The organism is Burkholderia latens (genome assembly GCF_902499045.1).
Classification (GTDB): domain Bacteria; phylum Pseudomonadota; class Gammaproteobacteria; order Burkholderiales; family Burkholderiaceae; genus Burkholderia; species Burkholderia latens.
On record NZ_CABVPL010000031.1, the window covers coordinates 66,876 to 77,734 of the forward strand.

10 protein-coding genes and 1 tRNA gene are annotated in these 10,859 nt (G+C 68.2%); 10 read left to right on the forward strand and 1 reads right to left on the reverse strand.

Annotated features, from left to right (window positions below):
- Nucleotides 1-93 precede the first annotated feature (93 nt).
- The 10 genes from rsmB to BSE24067_RS20435 all read left to right on the forward strand — a co-directional run bounded on the left by rsmB (nt 94) and on the right by BSE24067_RS20435 (nt 9,459).
- A complete protein-coding gene (gene rsmB, locus BSE24067_RS20390; protein ID WP_151064087.1) occupies nt 94-1,482 on the forward strand; it encodes a 16S rRNA (cytosine(967)-C(5))-methyltransferase RsmB in 1,389 nt (462 codons plus the stop codon).
- Nucleotides 1,479-2,069 (forward strand): DUF4390 domain-containing protein, encoded by a 591-nt coding sequence (locus BSE24067_RS20395; RefSeq protein ID WP_151064086.1) that lies wholly within the window; start codon nt 1,479-1,481, stop codon nt 2,067-2,069. The genes rsmB and BSE24067_RS20395 overlap by 4 nt, the downstream gene beginning before the upstream one ends.
- Nucleotides 2,059-4,473, forward strand: a complete 2,415-nt coding sequence (gene esaS / locus BSE24067_RS20400) for a sensor histidine kinase EsaS (RefSeq protein WP_151064085.1) — start codon at nt 2,059-2,061, stop codon at nt 4,471-4,473. Before BSE24067_RS20395 ends, esaS begins: the two co-directional genes overlap by 11 nt.
- Nucleotides 4,474-5,175, forward strand: coding sequence for a response regulator transcription factor EsaR (gene esaR, locus BSE24067_RS20405; RefSeq protein ID WP_151064083.1), 702 nt, complete (start codon nt 4,474-4,476; stop codon nt 5,173-5,175).
- Nucleotides 5,176-5,236: 61 nt separating this feature from the next.
- Nucleotides 5,237-5,312, forward strand: a tRNA-Phe gene (locus tag BSE24067_RS20410).
- A gap of 352 nt (nt 5,313-5,664) precedes the next feature.
- Nucleotides 5,665-6,399, forward strand: a complete 735-nt coding sequence (gene queC / locus BSE24067_RS20415; protein WP_151064081.1) for a 7-cyano-7-deazaguanine synthase QueC — start codon at nt 5,665-5,667, stop codon at nt 6,397-6,399.
- A gap of 75 nt (nt 6,400-6,474) precedes the next feature.
- Nucleotides 6,475-7,107, forward strand: coding sequence for a 7-carboxy-7-deazaguanine synthase (queE, locus tag BSE24067_RS20420; RefSeq protein ID WP_151064079.1), 633 nt, complete (start codon nt 6,475-6,477; stop codon nt 7,105-7,107).
- Nucleotides 7,108-7,125: 18 nt separating this feature from the next.
- Complete coding sequence (gene queD / locus BSE24067_RS20425) at nt 7,126-7,578, forward strand: 6-carboxytetrahydropterin synthase QueD (protein ID WP_151064078.1); 453 nt, start codon at nt 7,126-7,128, stop codon at nt 7,576-7,578.
- A gap of 313 nt (nt 7,579-7,891) precedes the next feature.
- Nucleotides 7,892-8,677 (forward strand): HpcH/HpaI aldolase family protein, encoded by a 786-nt coding sequence (locus BSE24067_RS20430; protein ID WP_151068736.1) that lies wholly within the window; start codon nt 7,892-7,894, stop codon nt 8,675-8,677.
- A complete protein-coding gene (locus BSE24067_RS20435) occupies nt 8,674-9,459 on the forward strand; it encodes a tetratricopeptide repeat protein (RefSeq protein ID WP_174904836.1) in 786 nt (261 codons plus the stop codon). Before BSE24067_RS20430 ends, BSE24067_RS20435 begins: the two co-directional genes overlap by 4 nt.
- A 101-nt stretch (nt 9,460-9,560) precedes the next feature.
- Here the strand turns inward: BSE24067_RS20435 and rodA are convergent, their stop codons facing one another.
- On the reverse strand, nt 9,561-10,709 hold the full coding sequence (gene rodA / locus BSE24067_RS20440; RefSeq protein WP_151068737.1) for a rod shape-determining protein RodA: 1,149 nt from the start codon (nt 10,707-10,709) through the stop codon (nt 9,561-9,563).
- Nucleotides 10,710-10,859 lie beyond the last annotated feature (150 nt).

Below are 10,859 nucleotides of genomic sequence, written 5' to 3' on the forward strand. Positions count from 1 at the left end.
GCCTCACGCTACAATGCGCGGTTTGGAATCGCGGCGGCCTCGCGGCCGCAGGGTTCCCGCTGCCCGCCGCGTCCGCTTGCCGATTTTGTTCCGATGACACGAACCCGTTCCTCCGCTCAGTCTTCCGCCGGCCGCCCCGCGCGCCTGTCCGCGCTGCATCTCGCGCCCGATTCGCTGGGCTTCGCGCTCGACTCGGCCGCGCAGGCCGTCGACGCTGTGCGCCGCGGCACCGCGCTGCCGGCGGCGCTCGCCGCGGTATTCGCGCAGATGCCGGCCGGCGCGCAGGTGCTGGCACGCGGCGCGACGCAGGACGTCGCGTACCGGACGATGCGTCGTCTCGGCAGCGCTGACTGGCTGATCGGCCGGCTCGTCAGCAAGGCGCCGCCCGCGCACGTGCATGCGGTGCTCGCCGGTGCGCTCGCGCTGCTGCTCGATCCCGAGGACGCGGCCGCGTATCCGGCGTTCACGATCGTCGATCAGGCCGTGACCGTGATCGGCGCGCGGCGCGAATACGCGTTCGCGAAGGGTCTCGTCAACGCGGTGTTGCGGCGTTTTCAGCGCGAGCGCGACGCGCTCGTCGCCGCGATGCAGGGCGATCCGGGCGCACGCTGGAACTACCGCCCGTGGTGGATCGACGCGGTGAAGCGCGCATGGCCCGACGCATGGCAGGCGATCCTTGCCGCCGGCGAGCGCCAGGGGCCGTTGACGCTGCGCGTGAACGCACGCCGCGCGAGCGTCGACACGTATCTGGACACACTGCGCGCGAGCGGGATCGACGCGACCGCGATCGGCCGCCATGCGGTGCGGCTCGCATCGGCGCTGCCGGTCGAACGCATCCCGGGTTTCGCCGACGGCGTCGTGTCGGTGCAGGACGCCGGTGCGCAGCTCGCGGCCGAATGGCTCGGTGCGCGCGACGGCATGCGCGTGCTCGACGCGTGCGCGGCGCCGGGCGGCAAGACCGGCCATATCCTCGAGCTCGCCGACGCGGAAGTCGTTGCGCTCGAAAGCGATGCAACGCGCGCGGCGCGCATCGGCGAGAACCTCGCGCGCCTGTCGCTCGCCGCCGACGTGCGCGTCGGCGACGCGGGCGCACCGGGCGCGTGGTACGACGGCCGTCCGTTCGACCGGATCCTGGCCGACGTGCCGTGCTCGGCGTCGGGCATCGTGCGTCGCCATCCGGACATCCGCTGGCTGCGCCGCGAAGCCGACATCGCGGCGCTCGTCGCGGAGCAGCGCCGCATCCTGACGGCGCTGTGGCCGCTCGTGAAGCCGGGCGGCGAACTGCTCTACGTGACCTGTTCGATCTTCCCCGACGAGGGCGAATCGCAGGCCCGCTGGTTTGAAGCGGCCTGTGAAGATGCGGTACGATTGGACGCGCCCGGCCAACTGCTGCCGGGCGGCGCGCACGGCGGGGCGGCCGGCGCACTCGACCAGAACACCGATCACGACGGATTCTTCTACGCGCGGTTTCAGAAACGGTGACGATCAAACACCTTTTTCCACTTCGGCTCGCGGCCGTCCTGCTGGTCGCGCTGGCGCTGTGCCTGGCTGTCGTTCGGCCGGCGCGCGCCGAATCGATCGCCGTGCAGCGTGCTTCGCTGCAGGCTGACGGAAGCGGCTGGAGCCTCGATGCCCGGTTCGATTTCGAACTCAACCCGAACCTCGAAGATGCCGTCAACAAGGGCATCCCGCTTTACTTCACGACGGACTTCGAACTGAGCCGCGCGCGCTGGTACTGGTTCGACGAGCAGCCGGTGTCGGTGTCGCAGACCATCCGCCTGTCGTTCCAGCCGCTCACGCGCGAGTACCGCGTGTCGACGGGCGGGCTGCAGCTCGGCTTTCCGTCGCTGAAGGATGCGCTCGCGGTCGTGCGGCACATCACGTCGTGGCACGTGATCGACCGCAACCAGGTGCGCGCCGGCGAAACCTACACGGCGTCGGTGCGGATGCAGCTCGACACGGCGCTGATGCCGAAGCCGTTCCAGGTCGATGCAGTCAACAATCGCGACTGGACGCTCGGGTCCGACTGGAAGCGCTTCAACTTCACGGTGACCGAACGTGCTAAATAAAGTGCGCCGCGCGGCCAGCGGGAAGAGCCTCCTCATTCGCGTGATCGTGTCGACCGTCGCGATCACCGCGCTGCTGCTGCTCGTGCTGCTCGCAGCCGCGAGCGCGAACACCGAATTCTTCGACCGCTACTACTCGTGGCTGTACGCGATGAACATCATCGTCGCGCTCGTGTTCCTGCTGGTGGTGCTCGGGCTGATCGGGATGATCGTCGTGCGGCTGAGGAAGGGCAAGTTCGGCACGCGGCTGCTCGCGAAACTCGCGGTGTTCTTCGCGCTCGTCGGCGTGGTGCCGGGCGGGATCATCTACATCGTGTCGTACCAGTTCGTGTCGCGCAGCATCGAGTCGTGGTTCGACGTGAACGTCGAGACCGCGCTGACGGCCGGCCTGAATCTCGGCCGCGGCATGCTCGACGCGTCGCTGTCCGACCTGCAGACGAAGGCGCGGCTGATGTCCGACCAGCTCGCGAGCGTCGATGCGAACACGAACGGCACGACGCTCACGCTGCTGCGCTTGCGCGACCAGTTCGGCGTGCAGGACGCGACGATCGTCGAGCCGAGCCGCGGCGGCTCGGGCGCGGCGCCCGACCTGCACATCGTTGCGCAGGCATCGGGCAATTTCGCCGCGCTGATTCCGGACGACCTGCCGACGCCGCTGATGCTGAGCCAGGCGCGCGAACACGGCGCGTACGCGGCGATCGAGGGCGAAGTCGACGGCGATCCGCGCGCGCACGGCGCGAAGGGCGCGCTGCGGCTGCGCGTCGTGCGGCCGATTCCGGACGCGACGACGTCGCTGCTGCAGCCGGCCGAGCGGTTCCTGCAGCTCACGCAGCCGGTGCCGCCGACGCTCGCGCACAACGCGGACGCCGTGCAGCGCGCGTATCGCGAGTACCAGGAAAAATCGCTCGGCCGCACGGGCCTGCGCAAGATGTACATCGGCACGCTGACGCTCGCGCTGTTCCTCGCGACCTTCATCGCGATGATGCTCGCGCTCGCGCTCGGCCAGCAGCTCGCGCGGCCGCTGTTCCTGCTCGCGCAGGGCACGAAGGAGATCACCGAAGGCGATTACACGCCGAAGCGCGAGATCAAGTCGCGCGACGAGCTGGGCTTCCTCACGCAATCGTTCAACGCGATGACGCGCCAGCTGTCCGAGGCGCGGCTCGCCGTCGAGAAGAACCGGATCGCGCTCGAACATTCGAAGACGTATCTCGAGAGCATCCTCGCGAACCTGACCGCGGGCGTGTTCGTGCTCGACCGTCAGTTCCGGCTGACGACGGCGAACCGCGGCGCCGAACGCATTTTCCGGCAGCCGTTCGGCTCGATGATCGGCACGGCGCTCGACCGGATCGGCGTCGTCGCGGAGTTCGGCGCGATGGTGCGCAAGGCGTTCGCCGATCGCGAAGCGGCTTCCGACGGCGGCAGCGGCGACCGCGGCCACTGGCAGCAGCAGTTTGCGATCGAAGTGCCGGGCGAAGCCGATCCGCTGACGCTGCTCGTGCGCGGCACGCGCCTCGTGTCGACGGTCGAAGGCGAGGCCGACGATCCGCAAACGTCCGGCTACGTCGTCGTGTTCGACGACATCTCCGACGTCATTTCCGCGCAGCGTTCGGTCGCATGGGGCGAGGTCGCGCGACGGCTCGCGCACGAGATCAAGAACCCGCTGACGCCGATCCAGCTGTCGGCCGAGCGGCTGCAGATGAAGCTGTCCGACAAGCTCGAACCGCACGATGCCGACGTGCTCAAGCGCGGTGCGACGATGATCGTCAACCAGGTGGCGGCGATGAAGCGGATGGTCGACGACTTCCGCGAATACGCGCGCACGCCGCCGGCGGTGCTCGCGAACCTGCAGCTGAACGATCTGGCGAGCGAGGTGCTCGGGCTGTATGGTGTCGGCGAAGGCAAGAGCGCGATCGTCGCCGAGCTCGCGCCGTCGCTGCCGGTGATTCGCGGCGATGCGACCCAGTTGCGCCAGGTGATTCACAACCTGCTGCAGAACGCGCAGGATTCGGTCGCGGACGTCGCGCATCCGCGTGTGTTGATCGAAACCAAGACAGTAGAATATGGCGACCCCGACGCCGAGGGTAAAACGCGCGTCGCGGTACGTCTTACCGTGTCCGACAACGGGCCCGGTTTTCCGGCACGCATCCTGACCCGCGCGTTCGAGCCTTATGTGACGACGAAGGCGAAGGGCACGGGGCTCGGGTTGGCCACGGTCAAGAAAATCGTCGACGAGCACGGCGCGCGGATCGATCTGCGCAATCGCATGCACGGCGAGACCGTCGAGGGTGCGCAGGTGTCGATCCTGTTCCTGCAGATGGCGAGCGATACGCCAGGCGCCGAACATGGCGCGCAGGGCGGGGCGGCGCCCGCCAAGACAAAAGCAAGTGTGCAGACAAAGGCAGCGTAAATGGCAACCATCCTGGTGGTAGATGATGAAATGGGCATCCGGGAATTGCTCTCGGAAATCCTCAGCGATGAAGGACACGTCGTCGAGGCAGCGGAGAACGCGCAGGCCGCGCGGGAATACCGGCTGAATCAGGCGCCCGATCTCGTGCTGCTCGATATCTGGATGCCCGATACCGACGGCGTGACGCTGCTGAAGGAATGGGCGGCGCAGGGCCTGTTGACGATGCCCGTGATCATGATGTCCGGGCACGCGACGATCGACACGGCCGTCGAGGCGACGAAGATCGGCGCACTCGATTTCCTCGAGAAGCCGATCGCGCTGCAGAAGCTGCTGAAGTCGGTCGAGCACGGCCTCGCGCGCGGCGCGGCGCCGGTGTCGGTCAACGCGGCGGCGAAGGCGGGCGGCGGCCAGGCGGCGGGGCCGACGGCGGTCGCGTCCGCGGCGGCATTGCCGACGCTCGGCGACGACATGGCCGCGGCGCTCGGCCTCGCCGGGCAGACGGCCGCGATTCCGTTCGACATTCCGTTGCGCGAAGCGCGCGACGCGTTCGAGCGTGCGTACTTCGAATATCACCTCGCGCGCGAGAACGGCAGCATGACGCGCGTCGCGGAGAAGACGGGCCTCGAGCGCACGCACCTGTATCGCAAGCTCAAGCAGTTGGGCGTCGAGCTCGGCAAGAAGCCGTCGGAAGGCGCTGCATAAAAATATTTCGCCAAAACCCTTGCGCAAGGGATGAGGGCTCGATATACTTTCATTCTTCGTTGGCCCGGTAGCTCAGTTGGTAGAGCAGCGGATTGAAAATCCGCGTGTCGATGGTTCGATTCCGTCCCAGGCCACCAGCATTTAAAACCCCAAGAATCGGAAGGTTCTTGGGGTTTTTCGTTTGTGGTGGATATCGCGCGTCGTTGGCGGCGTGCCCGGCAGCATTCGCCGGGGCATGATAAAATCCGTGCCCGCTCAATGACTTAGCGCATTGCTTCCATGCAGCACGGCCGGCTGCCCGCAGGCGCCGCCGTGACGCGCGGCAACGATGCCGCGCGATGAGCGGTATAAGCGCGCCGCCGCGTTCGCGGCCGGTCACGCTGCCTATACTGGTCGAGCCGGCGCAGGCCGGCACGCGTCGGGCCGCCCGGCGGCAGCCGGCCCCGGCGCGCAGCGCGACGCGAGCCTACACATTCACGGAGTATCACGGTGATTCGGACAGACGCTAAAGACGGCGCGCTCGTGTTGTTTTCCGGCGGGCAGGACTCGGCCACGTGCGTGGCCTGGGCGCTCGAACGCTACCAGACGGTCGAGACGCTCGGCTTCGATTACGGGCAGCGTCATCGCGTCGAACTCGAGTGTCGCGAGGGCGTGCGCGACGCGCTGAAGCGCAAGTTTCCGGCGTGGTCGGACCGACTCGGCGACGATCACATGATCGACCTGTCGGTGCTCGGCGCGATCAGCGATACCGCGATGACGCGCACGATCGAGATCGAGACCGCGGCGAACGGCCTGCCGAACACGTTCGTGCCGGGCCGCAACCTGATGTTCATGACGATCGCCGCGGCGATCGCCTATCGTCGCGGGCTGCGCGTGCTGGTCGGCGGGATGTGCGAGACGGATTTTTCGGGCTACCCCGACTGCCGCGACGATACGATGAAGGCGCTGCAGGTCGCGCTGAATCTCGGGATGGATACGCGCATGGTGCTCGAGACGCCGCTGATGTGGCTCGACAAGGCGCAGACCTGGCAACTCGCCGAGCAGTTGGGCGGTCAGGCGCTCGTCGAGCTGATCCGCGTCGAGACGCACACGTGCTACGTCGGCGAGCGCGCGGAACTGCACGACTGGGGCTTCGGCTGCGGCGAATGCCCGGCCTGCAAGCTGCGCAAGCGCGGCTACGAGGCTTACCTGAAGGGCGAGCGCGTGACCGAAGCGCCGCTGTGACGCGGATGCGCCGGCTGCGCCGGATGGACAACGGATTCTGATCGACAACGAGCGGCGCGAGCCGGACGAAGCACGATGACTTACGCGGTCAAGGAAATTTTCTACACGTTGCAGGGCGAGGGCGCGAATGCGGGCCGGCCGGCCGTGTTCTGCCGGTTCGCCGGCTGCAATTTGTGGTCGGGCCGCGAAGAGGATCGTGCGGACGCCGTGTGCCGCTTCTGCGATACCGACTTCGTCGGCACCGACGGCGAAAACGGCGGCAAGTTCAAGGACGCCGACGCGCTCGTCGCGACGATCGCCGGTCTGTGGCCGGACGGCGAAGCACACCGCTTCGTCGTCTGCACGGGCGGCGAGCCGATGCTGCAGCTCGACCAGCCGCTCGTCGACGCGCTGCACGCGGCCGGCTTCGAGATCGCGATCGAAACCAACGGCTCGCTGCCGGTGCTCGACACGATCGACTGGATCTGCGTGAGCCCGAAGGCCGACGCGCCGCTCGTCGTCACGAAGGGCAACGAACTGAAGGTCGTGATTCCGCAGGACAACCAGCGGCTTGCCGACTACGCGAAGCTCGACTTCGAGTATTTTCTCGTGCAGCCGATGGACGGCCCGTCGCGCGACATCAACACGAAGCTCGCGATCGACTGGTGCAAGCGGCATCCGCAGTGGCGGCTGTCGATGCAGACCCACAAATATCTGAACATTCCCTGAGCCACGGCTTTTGACATCGTGCTGATTACCCGAAAACTCGAATTCGACGCGGGCCACCGCATTCCCGATCACCGCAGCCAGTGCAGGAACCTGCACGGCCATCGCTACGTGCTCGAAATCACGCTGCGCGGCGATCTCGTCGATACCGAGGGGGCGCCCGACCGCGGCATGGTGATGGATTTCGCCGACGTGAAGGCGCTCGCGGTCGAGCACCTCGTCAACAAGTGGGATCACGCGTTCCTCGTCTATGCGCGCGACGAGGTCGTGCGTTCGTTCCTCGAGCAGATGGCCGACCACAAGACCGTCGTGCTCGACCGGATTCCGACCGTCGAGAATCTCGCGGCCATCGCGTTCGACATCCTTGCGAACGTGTACGACGCGCACTACGGCGTGAACTTGCGTCTCGAGCGCGTGCGCCTGTACGAAACGCCGAACTGCTGGGCCGACGTCGAGCGCGACCCGGCTGGCTGACGTTCCCGCGCCGGCCCGCGCGCTCGCGCGGCTGCCGGCCGGCGGCTGCCCGCGATGCGGCGCCCGGTCGCGCCCGCTGCGGCGCCGCTTCCCGCCTGATCCCACATTCGCCTATCGCCGCGCTATGATCGTTGCATAGCGCCGAAAGCGCGCCCGTGCGCGGCCCCCGCTGTCAGATCGGCCGTCCCGCGCCGACCAACGTTCCAGGGTGCGGTTCGGCGCAGCCGCCGTGCTGCGCCGCACGACGCGCTGCACCCGCTTGCGCCCGTTGCTTGTCCCGTTCGATTGCCGTTCCGTCCAGGAGCCCGTATCGATGAGCACGCTCACCAATTCCCTCAAGCAGCGTCTGCACGACGGCGACGAGCCGCTGTACGGCCTGTGGCTGTCGCTCGGCTGCGATTCGGCTGCGGAAGCGCTCGCGCATGCCGGCTACGACTGGCTCTGCATCGACATGGAACATGCGCCGAACGACAGTCGCGACGTCGCGTCGCAACTGCGCGCGCTGGCCGCCGCGCACCTGCCGAGCGAGCCCGTCGTGCGCGTGCCGGGCCGCGAGCCGTGGCTCGTGAAGCGCGCGCTCGACGCAGGCGCGCGCACGCTGATGTTCCCGTGCATCGAGACGCCCGACGATGCCGCGCACGCAGTCCGGCTCACGCGCTTTCCGTCGCCGGATTCGCCGGACGGGCTGCGCGGCGTCGCCGGAATGGTTCGCGCGGCCGCGTACGGCATGCGCCGCGATTACCTGCAGACGGCGAACGCGCAGGTCGCGGTGATCGTGCAGATCGAATCGGCGCGCGGGATCGATGAAGTCGAGCGGATCGCCGCGACGCCGGGCGTCGACTGCCTGTTCATCGGCCCGGCCGATCTGGCGGCGAGTCTCGGGCATCTCGGCGACAGCCGCCACCCGGACGTCGAGACCGCGATGGCGCGCGTGCTCGCGGCCGGCCGGCAGGCAGGCGTCGCGGTCGGTGTCTTCGCGAGCGATACGGCGAGCGCGCGCCAGTATCGCGAGGCCGGCTATCGAATGATCACGCTGTCGGCCGACGTGACGTGGCTGCTGCGCGCGACGCGGCAGGCGCTGCAGGAGGCACGGTCATGAACGGCGGCGATGGTGATGGCGGCGCGGGCGCGGCCCGCGCGCGGCGCGCGATCAACGCACGCAGGCGGATCGGCGCGACGTGCGCGCTCCTGGCCGTATGCGCTGCCGCATGGGCTCAGAACGCGCCGCACACGAAACCCGATCCGGCGCGCGAGACGCAGTCGGCGGTCGCTGACTACAACGCCGGCGACTATCGCGCGGCGCTGGTGCAGTTCCACGATGCGGCCGAACGCGGCGACCGGCTCGCGCAGTTCAACTACGCGATGATGCTGCTCACCGGCGTCGGCGTGACCGCGAACGTCGACGAAGGGCTGCGCTGGCTGAAGCGGGCCGCCGACGCGAACATGTCGCATGCGCAGTACGTGTACGGGCGGATGTTCGACGACGGCGAATTCGTCGCCCGCAATCCGGCAGAAGCGCACCGCTGGTTCCTGCGCGCGGCGAAGCAGGGGCACGTTCAGGCCGAGCTGTCGCTCGCGAACCAGTTCCTCGACGGGCGCGGCACGCCGCGCGACAACCGGCAGGCGTTCGTCTGGTACAAGCAGGCGGCCGATGCGGGCGAGCCGACCGCGCAGTACGTGACGGCTTCGTTCTACGAGCGCGGCGGCGACGGCGTCACGCAGAACCTGAACATCGCGCGCGCGTACTACGCGGCCGCGGCCGCGCACGGCGACGAGGCCGCCGGGTTGAAGTTCAAGGAGCTGAGCGCGCGGCTGAAGGCGCAGGAGCCGGCGTCGGGCGCCGGTGCCGACCGCGGGAGCCCGCGCGCGACGCCGCAGTGAGCGGCCGGCTGCGGCCTTCGCTCTCCACACAGCGAAAACGGCGCCCGACGCGCCGTTTTCCGTTGTCGCGAATGCGTGCGACCGCGCGCGGTGCGCCGCCGTCAGCTCTTCATCAGCCGCCGCTGCCGCCCGACGCTCATGATCATCCCGATCGCGATGCCGAGCGTCGCGAGCGCGGTGCCGCCGTAGCTCATGAACGGCAGCGGCACACCGACCACCGGCAGCACGCCGCTCACCATCCCGATGTTCACGAACGCATAGACGAAGAACGCGAGCGTGAGCGAACCCGCGAGCAGCCGTCCGAACAGCGTCGCGCCCTGCGCGGCGATGTAGAGCCCGCGCGCGATCAGCGCCATGTACAGCGTCAGCAATACGAGGCCGCCGGCGAGCCCCCATTCCTCGGAGAACACCGCGAAGATGAAGTCGGTGTGCTTCTCCGGAATGAATTCGAGGTGGGCCTGCGTGCCTTTCAGGTAGCCCTTGCCGAGCGCGCCGCCCGAGCCGATCGCGATCACGGCCTGGATCGTGTGGAAGCCTTTGCCGAGCGGGTCGGAGGTCGGATCGAGCAGCGTGCATACGCGGTGCTTCTGATAGTCGTGCATCAGCGGCCACTGCACTTCGGGCTGGCAAATGCGCTCCTCGAACACGGCGATCGAGCCGACCGCGATCACGCCCGCGACGAGCACCGGCACGATCAGCTTGAACGACAGGCCGGCGAGGTAGATCACGAAGAAGCCGGCCGCGAACACGAGCAGGCCGGTGCCGAGGTCGGGCTGCTTCGCGATCAGGCCGACCGGCACCATCAGGATTCCGAACGCGGCGACGAAGTCGTACCAGCGCAGCCCGCCTTCGCGGCGCTGGTAGTACCACGCGAGCATCAGCGGTGTCGCGATCTTGAGGATTTCCGACGGCTGGATCACGACGCCGACGTTCAGCCAGCGCTTCGCGCCCTTCTTCGTCATCCCGAACAGCGCGACCGCGACCAGCAGCGCGACCCCGAACGTATACAGCGGGACTGCGAAGCGCATCAGCGTCGTCGGCGGAATGTTGGCGATCACCCACATCAGCACGAACGTCAGCAGGATGTTGCGTAGTTGATCCTCGACGCGGCCAGGCATGTCGATGCTCGCGCTGTACAGCGTGACGATGCCCACGCAAAGCAGCAGGAACACGATGAGGGCGAGCGGGCGGTCGAAGCCCGCGAACATCTGCTTGATCTTGTCGAGCCAGGCGCGCTTGTCGAATTGCATGCCTTTCTCCGTTAATGAGCGGTTCCGGCGTTCGCCGTTTTCGCGGCGGCCGTGGCACGGGTGTTGTCGTCGCGCGGCGCGGCGGCGAGCGGCTGCGCATCGCTCGCGGGCCGGCGCGGCCGGTGCGGGCGCCGGATCGGCGGCAGGCTG